Here is a 20,910-nt window from a genome sequence, read left to right as displayed (position 1 = left end):
CCCGGCCAAGGGGGAGCCTGGAACACGGTCTTGCCGTTCCGGGCGGCTGCGAATAAGTGAACCGCCCGCCACACACAGTGGGTACGGTGGTGAGGGGGCCGAGGGGTATACACGGTTTACAGCTCTGGATCGGGGAGGCCGTGGCAGCGCCCAGAGAACCCAACGCACGCCTGCGCGAGACCATCGAGGCCATCGGCTGCACATACGAGGCGCTGGCCAAGGACGTCCGCCGCATCGCCGCTGAGAACGGCGAGATCGTCAACACCAATAAGTCGGGCGTCTCCCACTGGGTGAACGGCATCCGGCGCCCCTCCGGCCGGATCCCGCAATATGTCGCCGAGGCGCTCTCCCGCCGTGCCGGACGCACCATTACCCCTGCCGACATCGGTCTGGCCGCCGCCGAAACGTCCGCCCTCGGCGACGCTGACCCGGTGATTGCGGCAACCGAACTCGGCAGAGCTGATGTCGAGCGCCGTCACTTCCTCGCGGTCGCCACCTTCACCACGGCCGGCGTCGCCATGCCACTGGGATACGACCATGAGGCCACCTCCCGCATGCTCCGCGCCAGGACCGCCACCACCGCGGTCGGGGCTGAGGACGTCGACGTGGTCCGCCAGATCACCGCCGCCTTCAGCGCCGCCGACGAACGCCTCGGTGGCGGCCACGGCCTGACCACCGTCACCGCCTACCTCGCCGACACCGCCGCCCCCATGCTCCGCGCCCGCTTCCCCTCCGAAGACGTACGCCGGGCCGCCTTCGGCGCGGTCGCCGAACTCGCCTATCTCGCAGGCTGGAAACACCACGACCTCGGGCAGGAAGGCGCAGCCCAGCGCTACTACCAGGTCGGCTACCAGCTCGCCTGCGAAGCCGACCCCCACGGCCACGCCGCCTGGATGATGCGGGCCCTCGCCCACCAGGCCCTCAGTCTCAAACAGCCACACCACTGCGTCGACCTCGTCGAAGGCGCCCTCGCCCGCGGCCTCGGCCACGTCGACGGCCAGACCGAAGCCCTCATCCACATCACCCACGCCCGCGCCTACGCCGCCGTCGGCGACAAGGCCCCCGCGGCCCGCGCTCTCCTCGCCGCCGAAGACGCCCTCCTCCGCGACGACAGACCTCAGCCCAGCTTCTCCCTGGTCAGCGGCCCGGCTGCCGGCACCGTCGCCAGCCACACCGCCCGCACCCTCACCGATCTCACTGACCACCCCGGCACCGAACTCCAGCACCGAGCCGCCCTCACCCGCTGGGACCCGATCAAGTACAAGCGCGTCCACGCGCTCACCTACGCGGACCTCGGCGACAGCCTCGCCGCCCAGGCCCGCGCCGACGAAGCCGTCGCTGCCTGGACCCAAGCCCTCACGCTCATGAACGGCATGACGTCCGACCGCACCCGCAAAGCGATTTCCTCCATCAGATCGACACTCGCGATCTACCAGCGCCGCAAAGTGCCCGGAGCCGCCGACCTCGCCCGCCGGGCCCGCGAAGCCCTGACCTAACTGACCTACTATGCCGATCAACCCGGCCGACGAAGGGATCACCGTGGCTCAGCCGAACACCGACGACCGCCCCCAGGCACTCAAGCCCGCCCTCGACTCCATGACCCTCCTCGTCGCGGCCGTCATCGTCCACGACAAGGCCACCAACCGCGTCGTTCTCCTCCAACGCAGTGAGAACGCCAAGTTCGCCCAGGGCATGTGGGACCTCCCCGTCGGCAAGAGCGAGCCCGGAGAGCCCATCACTGAAACCGCCGTCCGCGAGCTCTACGAGGAAACGGGCCTGACGGTGAAACCGGAATCGCTCAAGGTCGCCCACATCATCCACGGCGCCTGGGGCGTCGAAGCCCCCAACGGCTTCCTCACCGTTGTCTTCGCCTCCCACGAATGGACCGGCGAGCCCGAGAATCGCGAACCGCGCAAGCACGCCCAGGTCCGGTGGGTCGGCACCGACGCTATTCCCGAAGCGTTCGTCGACACCACCGCCAGCGCCCTCCACCGCTACCTTGACGATGGACCCCAGGTGTCTCTCGCTGGTTGGCGTCAGTAAACACTCGCCTCATTCGTAGGGCCCGGCAATGGCAGTGACTCCGGGGAGCCGCCTGTGAGCCATGAGCTGCTGGCCCAGCCCCATTGCCTGCACGTGCTATATCTCTGGCGGCGAGGGCAGCCTCTGAGAGACATGGACGAGGGCCGACTGCAGTCAGCTCGCGTTACTCCGGCGATGGCGCGGGAAGGGGACGCCGATCGGCCAATGCTCGGGCAGGCCGAGGGCGGTGTAGATGGGGCAAGTCGGTGGCTGGTGTTCGACGTGGGCATCGATCACCTGTGCCGTTGCCCAGGTGGGGAGGACAAGGGCCGGGAGCGATCTGGGGTCGGAACTATGCCAAAGGACGGGGGTGTGCTTCGTCCAGGTCCAGGGCGCCGGGTTGTTGACGGTGAGCACACCGCTGACCCGCCTGTGAGCGTGGTCGTAGGTTGCAGTCCAGTATCCGTCGGGCTGCCGGCCGAAGGTCGGCGTGCTGTTGCGCACGTACTCGACAGAGGTCCCGTACAGTGCGCTCTCTACGTCTTCGTCTTCGGGGAAGGCGCCCGCACGGCCAACCGCCACGATGAACGGCAGCGCTAGATCGCCGTATTTCCCTCCCTTCTCCTTGACCGCGTCGAGCACTTGATCCGACTCGTCATTGAACCAGGTCATCGGGGGGTAGAAGCCGATTGTCCTGCTCGTTGGATCTCCTCGCCTATCGGGGCTACGAGGGATCGCCTCGAACGAGAGGGACCAGCCGGCCTCCTGCCAGGTGTGCTTGGGCAATGGCGCCTCGTCGGCGATTACCTGATCGGGATCCAGGCTGGCGAGCCACCGCTCCAGTCCAGTTTTCAGCCGCCTCTGCGACGGTGTTCCCGACCCTGTCTGGTGAATCCTGTATGACACGAAGAAATTGGGGCTCGGTACACCGTCGATGGCATCGATCAAGACGGGTGGGAGCTGCTTGTTGGATACCGTGCCGTCCAGGCGCTGGACTGTCCATTTCGCCTCGACGACGAATTGCTGGCCCTCGCGGGTGACCAGGAAGTCGGGGTTTGTGCCGCGAGTACCTATTCCAGGCTCGATCTCCACGGTGCAACCGGACCCAAGCAGCATCTCGTGCAGATACAACTCCCACAGCGCGGAGGAAACGTTCGCGTCGGAGTTCCGGTCGCGAAGCCGACTGCGCAAGCTGGGCTGATCCTGATCAGGGAGGTGCGAGCACCACTCGTTGATCACATCCCGAACCTGATCCCAGTACGGCCCGGCGATCCTGTCATAGAACTCTGATTCCGGCTCCGCAGCTCGCCTCGGCGAGGCGTCTGTCCGATTCCAGCTAGCGTATACGACCACGACCAATGAGCGTAGATGGTCCCTCCGGCAACTCCCATACATTTTCTGCGGCCGGGTGGGCTGCAGGGCTCAGGTGGGATGGTTCTCTGGACGCTGCCATGTCTCTCGCAGTTCACGTCAGGTAGCGGATCAGAGCCAGCCTGTGAGGAAAGACGTCGTGACTGGCATGTGGTCCGAGCAACGAGTGAAGGCCGTCACTTATAAGTGACGGCCTTCACTAACGTGCCTGACACCGAGTCAGGGTTTGCGTGCTGCGGTGCACACGCGGTGCACAAGGGGGCGGAAAACAGCTGGGAACCATGAGAACTCAGGAGAAGAGTCTCCGCAGGTCACAGCCGGTTTCCGAGGATCCCGCCCAGGTCGCCCGACCTCGCCTCTTAGATGTCGAAGTACAGCTCGAACTCGTGCGGGTGCGGGCGGAGCTGGATCGGGGCGATCTCGTTGGTGCGCTTGTAGTCGATCCAGGTCTCGATCAGGTCCGAGGTGAAGACGCCGCCCTGCTGGAGGTACTCGTTGTCCGCCTCCAGGGCGTCGAGGACCGCGGGGAGGGAGGTCGGGACCTGCTGGACGTTCGCGTGCTCCTCGGGAGCGAGCTCGTAGAGGTCCTTGTCGATCGGCTCGGCCGGCTCGATCTTGTTCTTCACGCCGTCCAGGCCCGCGAGGAGGAGCGCGGAGAAGGCCAGGTACGGGTTGGAGGACGGGTCCGGGGCGCGGAACTCGACGCGCTTGGCCTTCGGGTTCGAGCCGGTGATCGGGATACGCATGGCCGCGGAGCGGTTGCGCTGCGAGTACACCATGTTGACCGGGGCCTCGAAGCCGGGGACCAGGCGGTGGTAGGAGTTCACCGTCGGGTTGGTGAAGGCCAGCAGCGACGGGGCGTGCTTGAGGATGCCGCCGATGTAGTAGCGGGCGGTGTCCGAGAGGCCCGCGTAGCCCTGCTCGTCGTAGAAGAGCGGCTCGCCGCCCTGCCACAGGGACTGGTGGACGTGCATGCCGGAGCCGTTGTCACCGAAGATCGGCTTGGGCATGAAGGTCGCGGTCTTGCCGTTGCGCCAGGCGACGTTCTTCACGATGTACTTGAAGAGCATCAGGTCGTCGGCCGCGGCGAGCAGCGTGTTGAACTTGTAGTTGATCTCGGCCTGGCCGGCGGTGCCGACCTCGTGGTGCTGGCGCTCGACCTTCAGGCCCTGCTTGTCCAGCTCCAGGGAGATCTCCGCACGCAGGTCGGCGAAGTGGTCGACCGGCGGGGCCGGGAAGTAGCCGCCCTTGTAGCGGACCTTGTAACCGCGGTTGTTCTCGACCGCGCCGGTGTTCCAGGCGCCCGCCTCGGAGTCGATCTCGTAGACCGAGCGGTTGGCGGAGGTCTCGAAGCGGACCGAGTCGAACACGTAGAACTCGGCCTCGGGGCCGAAGAACGCGGTGTCGGCGATGCCGGTGGAGGCGAGGTAGGCCTCGGCCTTCTTCGCCACGTTCCGCGGGTCACGGCTGTACTGCTCGCCGGTGATCGGGTCGTGGATGAAGAAGTTGACGTTGAGGGTCTTGTCCCGGCGGAACGGGTCGACCCGGGCCGTGGAGAGGTCCGCGCGCAGCGCCATGTCGGACTCGTGGATGGCCTGGAAGCCGCGGATCGAGGAGCCGTCGAACGCGAGCTCCTCGGCGGGGTCGAACGCCTCCGCGGGCACCGTGAAGTGCTGCATCACACCGGGCAGGTCGCAGAATCGGACGTCGACGAACTTGACGTCCTCGTCCGCGATGAACTTCTTGGCCTCGTCGGCGTTCTGGAACATCCAACTCCTCCTAGCCCGGTCACCGGTCGGCGGCTCGGGGTTGCTCCTCGGATCGCGACCATGTGCGGTGGCGCGCTCGCCCGACCATAGGTAGGCGGGATTTCCCAAGCATGACCCATTTGTTTCGCACAGGTTAACCGGCGCGCGGTGCGCGTGACCCGCCGTGGTGGGCGGTGCGCGCACCGGTACGGCCCCGTTACGCCGTACGGCGAGGTGGTCGCGGCGCCCCGTCCCCGGGCGCCCCGGCCCGCCGGAAATGTATGCGGTCGCAGTACCGTGGACGGGTGGACAACAGGCAAGCAATGGGATCGTGGCTCTCCGGGCCCCGCGCGGCGGCCGAGGACATGGGCATCGACTTCGGCTACCGGGGCCAGCAGCTGGGGCTGCCGGAGCACGGACCCGGCTCGGTCGCCCGGCCGGGCCGCCGGATCGTGGCCCTCCTGATCGACTGGGCGCTGTGCATGCTCATCGCGTACGGACTGCTCAGCGGCGGCAGGGCGAACGCGGCGAGCAACTGGGCACTGCTGGTCTTCCTCGTCCTCAGCCTGCTCACCGTCGGCACGGTCGGCTTCACGCCCGGCAAGCGGCTGCTGGGCCTGCGGGTGGTCGCCGAGGGCGGCGGCCGGCTCTCGCTGCCGCGGGTGCTGCTCCGTACGGTCGCGCTGATGATCGTCATCCCGGCCGCGATCTGGGACCGCGACGGCCGCGGCCTGCACGACCGGCTGGCGCGGTCGGTCCAGGTGCGCATCTGAGACCGTTCCGTACGCGCGCGTACGGAACGGTCTCCCCGGCCGGTCCGGGGCGGCGGTCTGCGCGCGCACGTAGGGCGGCCGTCTCCGGGAGACGCAGACGGGCCCGGGGTGCGGCCCCGGCACTCGTATGACCGGCGCACCCGTACGGCCAGCGGCCCGGGACCACCAGGTCCCGGGCCGCTGGCCATGTCGTCGGTACGACGGCCATGTCGTCGGTACGACGGTCATGTCGTCGGTACGACGCCGGAGGCGTCAGCGCATCCGGCCGCCCTTCGGCATCCGCATGCCCTTGGGCATCGGCCCCTTCGGCACCGGCATGTTGCTCATCAGGTCGCCGAGCGCCCGCAGCCGGTCGTTGACCACCGTGACCTGCGAGCCCGGCAGTACGCGCGGCAGCTTCATCAGCGTCGTACGGAGCTTCTTCAGCGGTACCTGGCCCTCGCCGTCACCGACCACGAAGTCGTGGACCGGGGCGTCGGAGACGACGCGGGCCATCCGCTTCTTCTCCGCCGCCAGCAGGCCGCGGAGCCGGTTCGGGTTGCCCTCGCCGACGAGCACGATGCCGGCCTTGCCGACCGCACGGTGCACGACGTCCTGGTTGCGGTTCATCGCGACCGCGGGCGTCACCGACCAGCCGCGGCCGATGTTCTCCAGCACCGCGGCCGCGGCTCCCGGCTGGCCCTCCATCTGACCGAAGGCGGCCTTCTCGGCGCGCCGGCCGAAGATGATCGCCATGGCCAGGAAGGCCAGCAGGAAGCCCAGGATGCCCAGGTAAACGGGGTGGCCGATCAGGAAGCCGATGGCAAGGAGAACGCCGAATACGACGATGCCCACGCCCGCGACGACAAGACCGACCTTGGAGTCGACCCGACGGGTCATCTTGTAGGTCAGGGCGATCTGCTTGAGCCGCCCGGGGTTCGCAGAGGTGTCTGCGTTTTCCTTCCTCGCCATGTACGGAAGTTTACGTGGCCGGGGTGCTCCGGGTCGCCGCGGCCTCCAGTACGTACTGGGCGGCCCGCCGGTCCTCGGCACGACGCCGGTCCTCGAGGACGGCGGTCCAGGCATTTCGGCGGGCGGTGCGCTGACCGTTGCGCATCAGCAGCGATTCCACGGCGCGCAGGGCACCGGTGACGGACGGGATCGGCAGAGCGGCGGTGTCACGGACGGGCGCGGCCTGCATGGCGTGAGTCCCCTTCGGGGTGGTGGGAACAACGGGGGTGTGAGCGGTGCGTTCAACCATCGTCACGGAAAGCGTCACGGAACGGTGTTACCAACGGATGACCGGACGGTCAAACTGCCATGAAACGTCGGTGCGGCCCGCACCGCTCCAGCCTGGGAGAAGTACGGACCGCGTCCTCCGGCGTGTGCCGGGATTCACATCATCGGGGTCCTGGAAGGCCGCTCGCGAATGCAAAGAATCCACGGATGAAGCCAGGGATGATCATGCGGATGGAGGGCGCCCGAGCGTGATCGACGAGGCGCGTGACGACGTCCCGTCCGCCATGCGGCCCACCGCGCGGGCGCTTCCCGAAGGTGATCGGACCGAGCCCGCCGACGGCGGTCACACCGCCGGGCGCTCGGCCTCCGCCGCGCGCTGCTCCATCGCCTGCTGGTAGAGCCGGCCGGCCCGGTACGAGGAGCGGACCAGCGGCCCGGACATGACGCCCTTGTAGCCGATCTCCTCCGCCTCCTCCTTGAGCTCGACGAACTCCTGCGGCTTCACCCAGCGGTCGACCGGGTGGTGCCGCACCGACGGGCGCAGGTACTGGGTGATCGTGATCAGCTCGCAGCCCGCGTCGTGCAGGTCCTGCAGCGCCTCACTGATCTCCGCACGGGTCTCGCCCATGCCCAGGATCAGGTTCGACTTGGTCACCAGGCCGTCCTTACGGGCCTCCGTGATGACCTTCAGGGAGCGCTCGTAACGGAAACCGGGACGGATCCGCTTGAAGATCCGCGGCACCGTCTCCACGTTGTGCGCCAGCACCTCGGGGCGCGAGGAGAAGACCTCGGCCAGCTGGTCGGGCTCCGCGTTGAAGTCGGGGATCAGCAGCTCCACGCCCGTGTCGGGCATCAGGCCGTGGATCTGCCGGACGGTCTCGGCGTACAGCCAGGCGCCGCCGTCCTCCAGGTCGTCGCGGGCGACGCCGGTGATCGTGGCGTACCGCAGACCCATCGTCTGCACGCTTTCGGCCACGCGCCGGGGCTCGTCGCGGTCCAGCTCCTGCGGCTTGCCGGTGTCGATCTGGCAGAAGTCGCAGCGGCGGGTGCACTGGTCACCGCCGATGAGGAAGGTCGCCTCGCGGTCCTCCCAGCATTCGAAGATGTTGGGACAGCCCGCCTCCTGGCAGACCGTGTGCAGGCCCTCGCTCTTCACCAGGCCCTGCAGGTGGTTGTACTCGGGGCCCATTTTCGCCCGGGTCTTGATCCACTCGGGCTTGCGCTCGATGGGGGTCTGGCTGTTCCGGACCTCCAGGCGCAGCATCTTGCGTCCGTCGGGTGCGACAGCGGACACTCCGGCTCCCTAAGCTTCGTTTCTTCGGCGTACCCAGGGTACGCCCGTTGATTCGCACGTCTTTACGTGCTGCGCAACCCGCTACCACCGGGCTGCATTCCGCCGGGCCCGCTCGTGGGCGGCGCCGGCGGGCCGGGTCAGACGGCGCGGGGCAGGAGCTCGGCGTTCTCCAGCACGTCCCGCAGGTGCTTCTCGGCCACCGGCAGCACCTCGTCGATGGTGACCTCACGGCCCAGCTCGTACGAGAGCGACGTCACGCCCGCGTCCCGGATGCCGCACGGCACGATCTTGTCGAACGAGGTGTTGTCCGGGTTCACGTTCAGCGCGAAGCCGTGCATCGTGACGCCCTTGGCCACCCGGATACCGATCGCCGCCAGCTTGCGGTCCTCACGGCGCTGCCCCGCGTTGGAGGGGGCGTACTCCGGGCCGTTCAGCCGCGGGTCGAACAGCTCGTCGTTCACGCGCGGGTCGAAGTCGAGGTTCAGGCCCCCCAGCGCCGCGCGCTGCTCCACCGGGTCGCCCAGCACCCACACGCCGCTGCGGCCCTCGACGCGGCTGGTCTCCACGCCGAACTCCGCCGCCGTACGGATCAGCGCCTCTTCGAGGCGGCGCACGTGCGCGACCACGTCCACCGGGCGCGGCAGCTTCTGGATCGGGTAACCGACCAGCTGGCCCGGGCCGTGCCAGGTGATCTTCCCGCCGCGGTCCACGTCGATGACGGGGGTGCCGTCCAGGGGGCGCTCGTCGTCGGTCGTGCGCCGGCCCGCCGTGTAGACAGGCGGGTGCTCCAGCAGCAGACAGGTGTCCGGGATCTCGTCGGCGAACCGGGCGGCGTGCACCCGGCGCTGCTCCTGCCACGCCGTCTGGTATTCGACGCGGTCGGCGCCGAAGCCCATCCGGACAAAGCGCAGCTCACTCATGGCGGCTCCTCTTATTGCAAGACCTTCGCGCCCGTCACCACTGTACGGCCGTGGCCAGGAAGCCCCGCGGGCGGCCGGTCCCGGGCCGGTGCGGGCGGGCGGGAGAGGAGGACGGGCACCGGTGGCGAGGGGGCCGGGAGGCCGGCGGAAGGTCGGGGCGGGCTCCGTTCGTGACGGTGGCCGGAAGGGCGTGCCGGAGGGACAGCTCGTACGGGTGACCGGAAGGTGTTCGGTGGCGGTCTCCGGGAGCGGGGCTCTACGGGGCGGCGGCCGCCGGGGGCACGGCCGCCGAGGGGCGGCTGAGCAGGGGCGCAGCGCGGAGCGGGGACCGGGCGCGCGGAGCGGGGCCCCGGGGGCCGCATCGCCTCGTGGTGCTGTGCTCACACGATCGGATGAACGCGGACGAAACGTGGCCGGAACTCCTCCTTGGGCCGCTACATTCACGCCGTTCCAGGAGGGCGAAAGCGCCGGACGGTGTCGACCGGGCCCGGTCGGCGCGGCCCGGAAGGCAGGAGACCGTAAAGCTGATGACGGAACGACCCGACCCAGGCCCACAGCTTGAGGGATCGCCGCAACGCACACCCAACCGCAGACTCGCCGCGCTGATCGCGGAGGCGGGGTTCTCCAATGCCGGTCTGGCCCGCCGGGTGGACCAGCTGGGGCTGGAACACGGGCTCGACCTGCGCTACGACAAGACATCGGTGACCAGATGGCTGCGCGGCCAGCAGCCACGCGGCACCACCCCCGCACTGATCGCCGAGGTGTTCACCCGCCGCCTCGGACGCCGGCTGTCGGCGCAGGACCTGGGTCTGGACGCCTGCGCACCCGTGTACGCCGGGCTGGAATTCGCCGCGACACCCGCCGAGGCGGTGGACATCGTCAGCGGCCTGTGGCGCAAGGACTCCGGCAGCCACGCCGAACTGCGCAAGATCGCGTTCACCCCGGCGGGTCTGGTCGTACCCAGCCGCGACTGGCTCATCGGCCGCGCGGACGAACGGGTCGCGCGCGGCGAACCGGCCCCCGAGCACGGCCCTCCCGGACCGCCCGGGCACCCCGGGCCGCCCCGGGTGCCCGCGCAGATCCGCGCAGGAGTGCCCCGCCAGCGCCGCCCCGACCGTCCGGAGCGCCCGGACCCGGCGCACGGCTACCGCGTGTCCAGCGGGGACATCGCGGCCCTGCGCTCGGTCGGCGAACTCTTCAGGACGCTGGACCACGCGTACGGCGGCGGCCATGCCCGCCAGGCACTCGTGCGCTACCTGGAGCACGAGGCCGAGCCCATGCTGCGCGGCTCCTACAGCGAAACCGCCGGCCGACGGCTCTTCTCCGCCACCGCCGACCTGACCCGGCTGGCCGGCTGGACCTCGTACGACATCACCGCGCACGGGCTCGCGCAGCGCTACTTCGTACAGGCGCTCCGGCTGGCTCAAGCAGCCGGCGACCGCGCGTACGGCAGCTACGTCCTGATCACGATGAGCCGGCAGGCGGTGTACCTGGGCCACGGCCGGGAGGCCGTCCAGCTGGCGCGGGTGGCCCAGCAGGGCATCGGCAGCGGGCCGCCGCCCCTGGTCCAGGCGCTGCTGCACGCCGCGGAGGCACGCGGGCACGCCGTACTGGGCGAGGTACGCGCCTGTACCGCCTCCCTGGCCCGCGCCGAACGGGCCCTGGAGGCCGCGCGCCCCGGTGACGAGGTGCCGCACTGGGCACGGCTCTTCGACGAGGCACAGCTCGCGGACGAATTCGGGCACTGCCACCGCGACCTCCAGCAGTACCGCGCCGCGGCACAGCACGCCGAGCGGTCGCTGCAGCTCCGCGGCGCCGGTTACGCCCGCAGCCGGCTGCTCTGCCGCATCGTCCTGGCGACCGCCCGGCTCGGCCTCGGCGAACTGGAACAGGCCTGCACGCTGGGCGCGGAGGCGGCCGTACAGGCGGCGGAGATGCGTTCCGTACGGGTGCATGAGTACGTACGGGACTTCGAGCGCAGGCTGGAACCGTACCGGGACGCCGCACCCGTACGCGGCTACCGCGACAAGGTGACCGCGCTGGGGTGAGACGCGCGGAGGACGGGCCCGACGACGGGGCCGGGGCGGCGATCACGCCACCCCGGCCTTGTCGTGTCCGCGTGCGGGTGCGGGTGCGGGTGCGGGGCTCAGGGCGAAGTCGTGCTGCGGTGGGGTGGTGACGGGGTCCTGCCGAGCCCGGGTGGGCCTGCCGCCGAGCACCAGGCACGGCCGCCGGGCACCGGCCGCCGGGCACCAGGCACCGGTCGCACCGTCGTCGTCAGGCGGCGTCGGGCAGGGGATGGGCGGATCCGTCGTCCGGTACCGCGATGCCGAAGTCCTGCAGCAGCGCGTGCGCGGCGCGGCGGCCGGACCGCAGGGCGCCCTGGACGGTGCCGGTGTCGCGGTGGTCGCCGCACACGTACAGCCCGGCCAGCACGCGGACCGGCCGGAACGGATCGTGCGGCGCGGGCATGGCCGGCACGGCGTACGGGTCATGGTGCGCGGCCAGCAGCCGCCAGCCGTCGGTGGCGGTGCCGTACAGCCGCTCCAGCTGCGGGCGGACCGTCTTGTCGAGCGCGCCGGCGGGCAGCGTGGCGGCGGAGCCGAGCACGGCCGTGGTGATCAGCGACCTGCCGGGCGGGGTGCGGGAGGGGTCGACCGCGCTCGCGGCATAGCTGTACGCCACCGGCCCCTCGGTCGGCAGGAACAGCGCCGCGTCCTGTGCCTGTGGACAACTCAGGGAGGTGTCGGCGGTGTGGTGCAGCATGGTCACCGGATGGAAGTCGGGGACCCGCAGCCCCGGCAGCAGCTCAGCGGCGTCGCGCGCTCCCGTGGCCACGAGCGCGGCGCGGCAGCGCAGTTGACGGTGATCGGAGGTGGTGACGAGCGTGGTGGAGACGGAGACGGCGCGGACGGACGTGCGCACGGTGCCCGGCGGCAGCGAGGCGGCGAGCAGCTCGGGGACGCTCGCCGCACCTCCCGCCGGCAGACAGAGCCGCCCGGTGGCGAAGGCGCGCAGGGTGAGGGCGGCGCCGAGGCTGGAGCCCTGCAGCGTGGGGTCGCCGAGCAGGGCGGTCAGCAGCGGACGCAGCGCGGCGGCGCGGGGCGACAGGACGTCGTGGACGGGCTGGTCGCGGCCCGGGCCCGGGGCGGTCCGGGAGGACCGCTGCGCGCCCGGGGCGGTGCGCAGCGCGGGCAGCCGGGACGAGCCGAGCGTGGCGAGTGCGGGCAGCCGGGGGGAGCCGAGACCGGGGAGCCGGGACACTCCCAGGGACGGCAGGCGCGCGGTACCGAGCGGTCCGAGCTGCCCGAGCGTGCCGAGCGACCGGATCGGCCCCAGCGGCCCGAGGGAAGGCAGGCGGGCGGTGCCGAACGGGGGCCGCAGGGACGAAGGGAGCAGGGACGACGGGCTCAGCGGGCCGCCGGGCGAGGGCAGGCGGGAGCCGAGCGAGGGGATACGGGCGCCGGAGCGTGACGAGGGGCGTGCGGAGGCGCGCGTAAGGGCGCGTGCCGTGGAGAGTGCGACCCTTGTGCTCCGGACGGCGCCGATATGTTGTGCGCGGCGCCCGTTGTGCAGGCAGATACCGGGGGCGAAGGGCCGTAGCGCGAGGTCGTCGAGGGCCGGGGTTCTGCTCAGCTCCGGATAGGAGCTGACCAGGAGCTGACTGCCCCGGTCCAGGCGGAAGCCGTCCAGTTCCTCGGTGGTCGCGCGGCCACCGACGCGGTCGGCGGCCTCCAGGACGGCGACGGTGGCGCCGGCGCGGGTGAGGTGGTGTGCGGCGGCCAGACCGGCCACTCCACCACCGACGATGACGACGTCCACGGTGTCCGACGGGGGCACCGGCTGGGGCGAGGGGTTTCGGGAAGCGGGGCTGCGCGGCACGGGTCCCTCCCTGGGTCGGCCGGGGTTTCGGCCCACGTCTCATGCCCTTCGCAAGCCTCCCTGATACCCACCCCCGCAACCGGACCGACGCACACGGGGTCGCACACCCCTCACCCGCCCCGGAAATGCCAGAGGCACCACCGCCGAGTCACAACGAGAGGGGCCGGGGAGGGAGGGGCGGGTCCCACCCGTTGGCCGCCCACCCGGGTCGCCTTCCCCACCCGGGTCGCCTTCCCCGCCCGCTCCGCGCCGGCCGCCCGCCCCCGGGGGGCCCGGCCGGGCCCGGATCCCGGCCCGGGATGACTAGGCCGCCTGGATGGCTGAGGTGATGGTCGGGTGGGTGAAGGTGAAGTGGGAGGCCTGGAGGCGGGTCGGGATGATGCGTTGGCTCTGGAGGATGTTGTCGGCGAACTCGCCCAGGGCCAGGCGGAGGGCCGGGGGCGGGACGGTGAAGAGGGTGGGGCGGCGCAGGGCCTTGCCCATGGCGGCCGTCGCCTCGCGGTTGGTGACCGGTTCCGGGGCGGTGAGGTTCACCGGGCCGGACAGCGTGTCGTCGTCGATGAGGTGGCGCAGGGCGCGGATGTGGTCGTGGAGGGAGATGAACGACCAGTACTGGCTGCCGTCGCCCAGCCGGCCGCCCAGGCCCGCCTTGAAGAGGGGGAAGAGGCGGCCCCAGGCCCCGCCGGTGCGGGAGACGACCAGGCCGGTGCGCGCGAAGGCGGTACGGATGCCCGCCTCGACGGCCGGGTCGGCGGCGGCCTCCCAGTCGACGCAGACCCTGGCCAGGAAGTCGTCGCCGGGCGGCGCCTCCTCGTCCACGCGGCGCGCCCCGGTCTCGCCGTAGTAGCCGATCGCGCTGCCGCAGACGAAGGAGCGCGGCGGGGTGTCGAGGGAGGCGAGGGCCTCGGCGATCGCGGCCGTGCCCAGGACCCGGCTGTCGCGGATCGTCTTCTTGTACGCGGCTGTCCAGCGGTGGTCCCCGACGCCGGCGCCCGCGAGATGGACGACGGAGTCGCAGCCCGCGAGCGACGCGGTGTCGACCGTCTGCCGTCCGGGATCCCAGGCCACTTCGTCGGCGGCGCGTGGCGCGTGCCGGACGAGACGCAGTACCTCGTGCCCGTCCGCGCGCAGTGACCGCAGGAGCGCCGTGCCGATGAGACCGGTCGAGCCGGTGATCGCGATCCGCATGGTTCCCATACTGCCGGGGGCAGCACGCGCGTGGCACAGTGACCCGCATGCCCGAGCTGACCGTACGTACCGCTGTGCCCGCCGACGAGGCCGCGCTGGGGGCGCTGGACCGGCGGACCTGGTCGCCGCTGCACTCCGTCCAGCCGCGTCCGGAGCCGCCGTACGATCCGTTCTTCGACGCCTGGCACGTCCCGGACGACTTCCTCGTGGCCGAGGCGGACGGGCTGATGGCGGGCTATCTGCGGCTGGTGCGGCCGACGCCGCTGCCCTGCAATGCCCATGTACGGCAGATACAGGGCCTCGCCGTGGACGACCGGGTGCGCGGCCGCGGGGTGGCCCGCGCGCTGCTGGCCGCCGCGGTCGAACGGGCGGCGGCGGAGGGCGCGGAACGGATGACCCTGCGGGTGCTGGGGCACAACGCGCCGGCCCGGCGGCTGTACGAGTCGGCCGGGTTTCGGGTGGAAGGCGTCCTGCCGGGGGAGTTCCTGCTGGCGGGGGAGTACGTGGACGACGTGCTGATGGGGCGGAGGCTGGGGGAAGCGCCGGGAGCCGTGGAAGCGGCGGACTGAGATCCGTCGTCGTACGCACGTACGTGCCTTGCGTGGCGGCCCCGGCGTGACAACTCAGGCGTAGCGGCTCAGGTGTAAAGGCTCAGGAGTAGCGGCTCAGGTGTACGGGTCGCCGCGGAAGCGTTCCCAGAGGGCGGGGAAGCGTTCCTCCAGGGCCGCGTCGTCCTCGAAGTCGATGACGGTGCCCAGGGGTTCCCGGGGCGCGGGGGCGATACCGAGGTCGGGCATCACGATGCCGGTGAGGCGTTCGTACGCCTCGTCCGCCGCGTACCCCAGGTCCTCCGCGTCGCCGTCCTCCTCCTCGTCGAACTCCGGGAGGAGGTCGGCGAGCCGGTCGGGATCGTGCAGCGCGCCCTCGAAGACCTCCCGGCCCTGGCCGATCAGCCAGCAGCGGAAGTAGTCGAAGGCGTCGTCGCTCGCGCCGTCCAGCAGGATGACGGCCGCGGCCCACAGGTCCCAGGTGTACGCGCGGTTGTAGCGCGCCTCGAAGTGCCGGGCGAAGTCGAGCACGGCGTCGGGGTCGAGCCGCATCAGCCGCTCGATCAGCTGATCGGCCTGTTCCTCGGGGTCGCCCTCGGCGGCTTCGCGGGAATCGTCGATGAGCTCCCAGAACTCCGTCTCGTCCATCACAGGGTCCAGCATCCAGCCTGCCGCCCGGCGACGCACGCGGAGCGCGGGCATCCGTCCGGGTCGTTACCGACACGGAATTCCGCGGAAAACCGGACAGGAGGTGACGGAATTGGGTGCGAAGGTCGGCGCATGCGAAGGGAAGGGGAAGCGATGAGCGACGAGCCGGTACGGACGACCGGGAAGCCGGGCGATGCGGCCGAGCAGCCGGCCGGGGCGGCCGGGGCGCTGGAGGGCAAGGTGGCGCTCGTCGCCGGGGCCACCCGGGGTGCGGGGCGGGCGATGGCCGTGGAGCTGGGGCGGGCCGGCGCGGTCGTCTACGTCACCGGGCGTACGACGCGGGAGCACGTCAGCGAGGTGGGCCGGGCGACCGAGACGATCGAGGGCACGGCGGAACTGGTGACCGCGGCGGGAAGGGACTCCGGCACCGGCGGCACCGGCATCGCCGTACCGGTCGACCATCTGGAGCCGGACCAGGTGCGGGAGCTGGTCGAGCGGATCGAGCGGGACCATGGGCGGCTGGACGTGCTGGTCAACGACCTGTGGGGCGGTGACCAGCACGTCGAGTGGGACAAGAAGGCGTGGGAGCACGACCTCGGCAAGGGGCTGCGCGTGCTGCGGCTGGGCGTCGAGAGCCATCTGATCACCAGCCGGTACGCGCTGCCGCTGCTGGTCCGGCGGCGCGGCGGGCTGCTGGTGGAGGTCACCGACGGCACGGCCGAGTCCAACCGCGAGTACCGCAGGCCGCTCTACTACGACCTCGCGAAGAGCGCGCCGATCCGGATCGCGCACGACCTGGCGGAGGAGCTGGCGGAGTACGGGTGCACGGCGCTCTGCCTCACGCCGGGGTGGCTGCGGTCGGAGGCGATGCTCGACACGCACTTCAAGGTCACGGAGGAGAGCTGGCGGGACGGCTGCGCGCAGAACCCGCACTTCGCGATCTCGGAGTCGCCGGTGTTCGTGGCGCGTGCGCTCGCGGCCCTGGCCACCGACCCGGACGTGGCGCGGTGGAACGGACGGTCGCTGTCCAGTGGCGGGCTGGCGCAGGTGTACGGCTTCACGGACGCGGACGGCTCGGCACCGGACGCCTGGCGGTACATCGAGGAGGTCGAGCGGAGGGGCAAGCCGGCGGACGTGACGGGATACCGGTGACCGAGCCGCGGCGCGGCCGTGCGGGCAACCGCGGCTACTCGTACAGCGCGTGCGTGCGGCGGGCCGCCTCCGCGAAGCGGGTGCGCAGCCCGGGCGGGGCGAGGACCTCTGCCTCCGGGCCGAGGCCCAGCAGCTGGGAGTAGGCGACGTCGGGCGACTCGACGGCGAGGACGACGGTGATCCGGCCCTCGTCGTCGGGGTCCGACGCCGCGTCCAGAGCCTCCCGGGCCGCCACGCGGTCGGTGACGTGCGGGAGCTGCCGGGCGCCTGCGGGCGTGAGCCGTACGGTCACCTCCTCGCGCAGGATCGAGCGGGCGAACTGGGCGGCCCGCTCCGCCCAGAAGGCGGGCAGGTCGAAGTCCGGGTCGCGGATGAAGCGGTCCTCGCCGACGGCGGCGGAGCGGAAGCGGTCGACGCGGTACACCCGGTGGCCCTCGCGACGTCCCTGGGGCTCCTGGCGCCCGCGGCCCCCGTCGCCGCCGTCCGCGCGCGCCACGAGATACCAGACCCCCGCCTTCAGGACCAGCCCGTACGGCTCCAGGACGCGGTCGACCTCGGTGCCCTTGCGGCCGTAACGGGCTGTCAGCACGCGGTCGTCCCACAGCGCCTCGGCGATCGCGGGCAGCAGTTCCGGCGTGCTCGGGGTCTGGTACCAGCCGGGCGCGTCCAGGTGGAAGCGCTGGGCCGCGCCGGTCGCGGCGTCCCGCAGCTCGGGCAGGAGGGCCGCCGAGACCTTCAGACGGGCGGCGGAGGCGGCGTCGGCCAGGCCCAGTTCGCGCAGTGCGGAGGGCACGCCGGAGAGGAAGAGGGCTTCGGCCTCGCTGCGGCCGAGGCCGGTGAGGCGGGTGCGGTAGCCGCCGACCAGGCGGTAGCCACCGGTCCTGCCGCGGTCGGCGTAGACGGGTATGCCGGCCTCGGAGAGGGAGAGGACGTCCCGGGCGACCGTGCGCTCCGAGACCTCCAGCTCGCGCGCCAGCTCGGCCCCCGTCATGGAGGGCCGGGACTGGAGCAGCAGCACCATCTTGATCAGCCGGGCAGCGCGCATGCGGACATCATGCCGCCCGCCACCGACAGCCGGGCCGGCTCCGACCGTCGGCCGGGCCGAGAAGAAGAGGTGTCCCGTGCGGAGGTCCGGGCGCGGGTGGATTGCCTCCGCACGGGAGCTGTGGGGCGTACGGGCGCGCGGCCCGTACGCCGGGGGTGGCGCCGGGGCTCCCTCACGGCCCCGACGCCCGCCGGGAGGTACGGTCCCGGTGCTGACCGGAGCGCTACGGCCCCGGCGTCCTGCGGGTACGGCTCACAGGCCGTACTTCTCGGCGGCCTCCTTGACCGTCTCCGCCTTGACCTCGCCACGGCGGGAGAGGGCGGCGAGCACCTGGACGACGACCGACTGCGGGTCGACGCCGAAGTAGCGGCGGGCGGCCTCACGGGTGTCGGAGAGACCGAAGCCGTCGGTGCCGATGGAGACCCAGTCCTGCTCGACCCAGGGGGCGATCTGGTCGGGCACGGCCCGCATCCAGTCGCTGACCGCGACGACCGGGCCCTCGGCACCGGCCAGCGCGCGGGTCACGTAGGGCACGCGGTCCTCGCCCTTCAGGCGTGCGGCGTCGCACTCCAGCGCGTCGCGCCGCAGCTCCGTCCAGGACGGCGCGGACCAGACGTCGGCCGCCACGTCCCACTCCTCGGCCAGCATCCGCTGCGCCTCAAGGGCCCAGTGGATCGCCGTGCCGGAGGCCAGCAGCTGGGTCTTCGGGGCCTTGTCGGTGGTGCCCTCGGCCTCCTTGAAGCGGTACAGGCCCTTGAGGATGCCCTCCTCCACGCCCTCGGGCATGGGCGGCTGCACCTTGGTCTCGTTGTAGACCGTCAGGTAGTAGAAGACGTCCTCGGCGTTCTCGCCGTACATCCGGCGGAGGCCTTCCTTGACGATCACCGCGACCTCGTAGGCGAACGCGGGGTCGTAGGAGAGGGCCGCCGGGTTGGTGGAGGCGATGAGGTGCGAGTGGCCGTCGGCGTGCTGCAGGCCCTCACCGGTCATCGTCGTACGGCCGGCGGTCGCACCGATCACGAAACCGCGGCCGAGCTGGTCGGCGAGCGCCCAGAACTGGTCGGCGGTCCGCTGGAACCCGAACATCGAGTAGAAGATGTAGAACGGGATCATCGGCTCGCCGTGGGTCGCGTACGCGGTGGCCGCGGCGGTGAAGTCGGCGAGCGCGCCGGCTTCGGTGATGCCCTCGTTCAGGATCTGACCGTTCTTGGCCTCCTTGTAGTACAGGAGCTGGTCACGGTCGACCGGGTCGTAGGTCTGGCCCACGGGGGAGTAGAGGCCGGCGCTCGGGAAGAGCGACTCCATGCCGAAGGTGCGGGCCTCGTCGGGGACGACGGGGACCCAGCGCTTGCCGGTCTCCTTGTCCCGCATCAGGTCCTTGACCAGCCGGACGAACGCCATGGTCGTGGCGATCTCCTGCGAGCCCGAGCCCTTCTTCAGCGCGTCGAACGCCTTGTCCGACGGCATCGGGAGCGGTTTCGGGGTGACCTTGCGGGCCGGGGCCGGGCCGTCGAGCTCCGCGCGGCGCTTGCGGAGGTACTCCATCTCGGGGGAGTCCTCGGCGGGGCGCCAGTACGGCACCGTGTCGCCCTCCAGCGCGCTGTCCGGGATGGGCAGCTCCAGGAGGTCCCGCATGGCGCGGAACTCCTCGCCGGTCAGCTTCTTCATCTGGTGATTGGCGTTGCGGGACTCGAAGCCCGCGCCGAGGGTGTAGCCCTTGACGGTCTGCGCCAGGATGACGGTCGGCGCGCCCTTGTGCTCGACGGCGGCCTTGTACGCGGCGTAGACCTTGCGCGGCTCGTGGCCCGCGCGCGAGGTCTGGAACAGCTCGATGATCTTGGCGTCGGACAGGCCCTGGCCGATGCGCTTCAGGGAGTCGTTCGCGCCGAAGAAGTGGTCGCGGATGTAGGCCGCGTCGCGGGTGGCGTACGTCTGGAACTGCGCGTCCGGGGTCTCCCGGAGGCGGCGGACCAGCGCGCCGTCGGCGTCCTGCGCGAAGACCTCGTCCCAGGCCTGGCCCCACAGGGACTTGACGACGTTCCAGCCGGCCGCGCGGAACTGGGCCTCCAGCTCCTGCACGATCTTGAAGTTCGGGCGGACCGGGCCGTCCAGGCGCTGCAGGTTGCAGTTGATGACGAAGGTGAGGTTGTCCAGGCCCTCACGGCCGGCCAGCGCCAGTGCGGCGGTCGACTCGGGCTCGTCCATCTCGCCGTCACCGAGGAACGCCCAGACGTGGGAGTTCGAGGTGTCCTTGATCCCGCGGTGCTCCAGGTAGCGGTTGAAGCGCGCCTGGTAGATCGCGGATATCGGGCCGAGGCCCATGGAGACGGTGGGGAACTCCCACAGCCAGGGGAGGCGCCGCGGGTGCGGGTAGGAGGGGAGGCCCTCGCCGCCGGCCTCGCGGCGGAAGTGGTCGAGGTGGTCCTCGGTGAGCCGGCCTTCGAGGAAGGCGCGGGCGTAGATGCCGGGGGAGGCATGGCCCTGGATGTAGAGCTGGTCGCCGGAGCCGTCCCCCTCCTTCCCGCGGAAGAAGTGCTGGAAGCCGGTCTCGTAGAGCCAGGCCGCCGAGGCGAAGGTGGCGATGTGGCCGCCGAGGCCGTCCTTGGAGCCGCGGGTCACCATGGCGGCCGCGTTCCAGCGGTTCCAGGCGGTGATGCGGGCCTCCATCGCCTCGTCGCCGGGGAACTCCGGCTCGTCGGCGGTGGGGATGGTGTTGACGTACTCGGTCTCCAGCAGGCCGGGGAGGGTGGACCCCTCGGTCTGCGAGGCGTGCTCCAGAGCGCGGCGCATCAGGTAGTCCGCGCGCTGCGGGCCCGCTGCCTTGGTGACGGCGTCCAGCGACTCACGCCACTCGGCCGTCTCCTGCGGGTCCCTGTCCGGGAGCTGGTCGAGCTGGTTGTACGCGGGGCGTACGGGATCGGGCATGGGTGGCCCCTTTCCGGACGGAGGGAGGGAGGGTGCGAGAGCTTGCTGGCAGGCAGGGTGTCGCGCCCCACTGGCCGACGATACGCCCCTGATCGATGATCGATCAACGCTCGAAGGCGGAAAAACCGCAGGTCGGCACGGGGTGCCGCCGATTTGGGCACCGCGTGCCAGCCTCA

17 protein-coding genes are annotated in these 20,910 nt (G+C 71.3%); 6 read left to right on the top strand and 11 right to left on the bottom strand.

Features of this window, described 5'->3' with window-relative positions; genetic code table 11:
* Positions 1-140 precede the first annotated feature (140 nt).
* Both AAC944_RS11395 and AAC944_RS11390 read left to right on the top strand, forming a co-directional pair.
* Positions 141-1,496 carry an NsdA family TPR-like regulatory protein gene (locus AAC944_RS11395; protein WP_030617683.1) on the top strand — a complete coding sequence of 452 codons (1,356 nt, stop codon included), beginning with the start codon at positions 141-143 and terminating at the stop codon, positions 1,494-1,496.
* Between the two features lie 10 nt (positions 1,497-1,506).
* Positions 1,507-2,043 carry an NUDIX domain-containing protein gene (locus AAC944_RS11390; protein ID WP_030617681.1) on the top strand — a complete coding sequence of 179 codons (537 nt, stop codon included), beginning with the start codon at positions 1,507-1,509 and terminating at the stop codon, positions 2,041-2,043.
* 153 nt (positions 2,044-2,196) lie between these two features.
* Here AAC944_RS11390 and AAC944_RS11385 read toward each other — a convergent pair whose 3' ends face one another.
* Together AAC944_RS11385 and glnA are read right to left on the bottom strand one after the other, a co-directional pair.
* The gene (locus tag AAC944_RS11385) at positions 2,197-3,261 is read right to left on the bottom strand and encodes a hypothetical protein (protein ID WP_030617679.1); all 1,065 of its coding nucleotides are present in this window, start codon (positions 3,259-3,261) and stop codon (positions 2,197-2,199) included.
* Between the two features lie 491 nt (positions 3,262-3,752).
* Complete coding sequence (glnA, locus tag AAC944_RS11380; RefSeq protein WP_030617677.1) at positions 3,753-5,162, bottom strand: type I glutamate--ammonia ligase; 1,410 nt, start codon at positions 5,160-5,162, stop codon at positions 3,753-3,755.
* Positions 5,163-5,446: 284 nt separating this feature from the next.
* On the opposite strand from glnA, the gene AAC944_RS11375 reads away from it, so the two are divergent.
* Entirely contained in the window at positions 5,447-5,914 is a 468-nt protein-coding gene (locus AAC944_RS11375; protein ID WP_030617675.1) for an RDD family protein, read from the top strand.
* Positions 5,915-6,166: 252 nt separating this feature from the next.
* Here the strand turns inward: AAC944_RS11375 and AAC944_RS11370 are convergent, their stop codons facing one another.
* From AAC944_RS11370 to lipB, 4 genes are all read right to left on the bottom strand, one after another.
* Complete coding sequence (locus AAC944_RS11370; protein ID WP_030617673.1) at positions 6,167-6,865, bottom strand: DUF4191 domain-containing protein; 699 nt, start codon at positions 6,863-6,865, stop codon at positions 6,167-6,169.
* Positions 6,866-6,875: 10 nt separating this feature from the next.
* A complete protein-coding gene (locus AAC944_RS11365) occupies positions 6,876-7,094 on the bottom strand; it encodes an SCO2195 family GlnR-regulated protein (protein WP_030617671.1) in 219 nt (72 codons plus the stop codon).
* A gap of 381 nt (positions 7,095-7,475) precedes the next feature.
* The gene (lipA, locus tag AAC944_RS11360; protein WP_030617668.1) at positions 7,476-8,426 is read right to left on the bottom strand and encodes a lipoyl synthase; all 951 of its coding nucleotides are present in this window, start codon (positions 8,424-8,426) and stop codon (positions 7,476-7,478) included.
* A 137-nt stretch (positions 8,427-8,563) separates the two neighbouring features.
* Positions 8,564-9,346: a lipoyl(octanoyl) transferase LipB gene (gene lipB, locus AAC944_RS11355; protein WP_030617666.1), complete on the bottom strand. Its 783-nt coding sequence runs from the start codon at positions 9,344-9,346 to the stop codon at positions 8,564-8,566.
* A gap of 527 nt (positions 9,347-9,873) precedes the next feature.
* Here lipB and AAC944_RS11350 point away from each other — a divergent pair.
* Positions 9,874-11,394: an NsdA family TPR-like regulatory protein gene (locus tag AAC944_RS11350; RefSeq protein WP_030617664.1), complete on the top strand. Its 1,521-nt coding sequence runs from the start codon at positions 9,874-9,876 to the stop codon at positions 11,392-11,394.
* Between the two features lie 229 nt (positions 11,395-11,623).
* Here AAC944_RS11350 and AAC944_RS11345 read toward each other — a convergent pair whose 3' ends face one another.
* Positions 11,624-13,228, bottom strand: coding sequence for an FAD-dependent oxidoreductase (locus AAC944_RS11345; protein WP_438272791.1), 1,605 nt, complete (start codon positions 13,226-13,228; stop codon positions 11,624-11,626).
* Positions 13,229-13,531: 303 nt separating this feature from the next.
* The gene (locus AAC944_RS11340) at positions 13,532-14,425 is read right to left on the bottom strand and encodes a TIGR01777 family oxidoreductase (protein ID WP_030617649.1); all 894 of its coding nucleotides are present in this window, start codon (positions 14,423-14,425) and stop codon (positions 13,532-13,534) included.
* 38 nt (positions 14,426-14,463) lie between these two features.
* On the opposite strand from AAC944_RS11340, the gene AAC944_RS11335 reads away from it, so the two are divergent.
* Positions 14,464-14,985: a GNAT family N-acetyltransferase gene (locus AAC944_RS11335; RefSeq protein ID WP_030617647.1), complete on the top strand. Its 522-nt coding sequence runs from the start codon at positions 14,464-14,466 to the stop codon at positions 14,983-14,985.
* Between the two features lie 96 nt (positions 14,986-15,081).
* Here AAC944_RS11335 and AAC944_RS11330 read toward each other — a convergent pair whose 3' ends face one another.
* Entirely contained in the window at positions 15,082-15,612 is a 531-nt protein-coding gene (locus AAC944_RS11330; RefSeq protein WP_196943114.1) for a DUF4240 domain-containing protein, read from the bottom strand.
* Positions 15,613-15,765: 153 nt separating this feature from the next.
* Here AAC944_RS11330 and AAC944_RS11325 point away from each other — a divergent pair, with 153 nt between their 5' ends.
* Positions 15,766-16,764, top strand: coding sequence for an SDR family oxidoreductase (locus tag AAC944_RS11325; RefSeq protein WP_078888682.1), 999 nt, complete (start codon positions 15,766-15,768; stop codon positions 16,762-16,764).
* Positions 16,765-16,798: 34 nt separating this feature from the next.
* Here AAC944_RS11325 and AAC944_RS11320 read toward each other — a convergent pair whose 3' ends face one another.
* Positions 16,799-17,809: a helix-turn-helix transcriptional regulator gene (locus AAC944_RS11320; protein WP_030617642.1), complete on the bottom strand. Its 1,011-nt coding sequence runs from the start codon at positions 17,807-17,809 to the stop codon at positions 16,799-16,801.
* A 252-nt stretch (positions 17,810-18,061) separates the two neighbouring features.
* Entirely contained in the window at positions 18,062-20,734 is a 2,673-nt protein-coding gene (gene aceE / locus AAC944_RS11315) for a pyruvate dehydrogenase (acetyl-transferring), homodimeric type (protein WP_030617640.1), read from the bottom strand.
* Positions 20,735-20,910: the final 176 nt, after the last annotated feature.

This window comes from Streptomyces sclerotialus (assembly GCF_040907265.1).
Taxonomy (GTDB): Bacteria; Actinomycetota; Actinomycetes; order Streptomycetales; family Streptomycetaceae; genus Streptomyces; species Streptomyces sclerotialus.
This window is presented reverse-complemented; position numbering and strand designations above follow the sequence as displayed.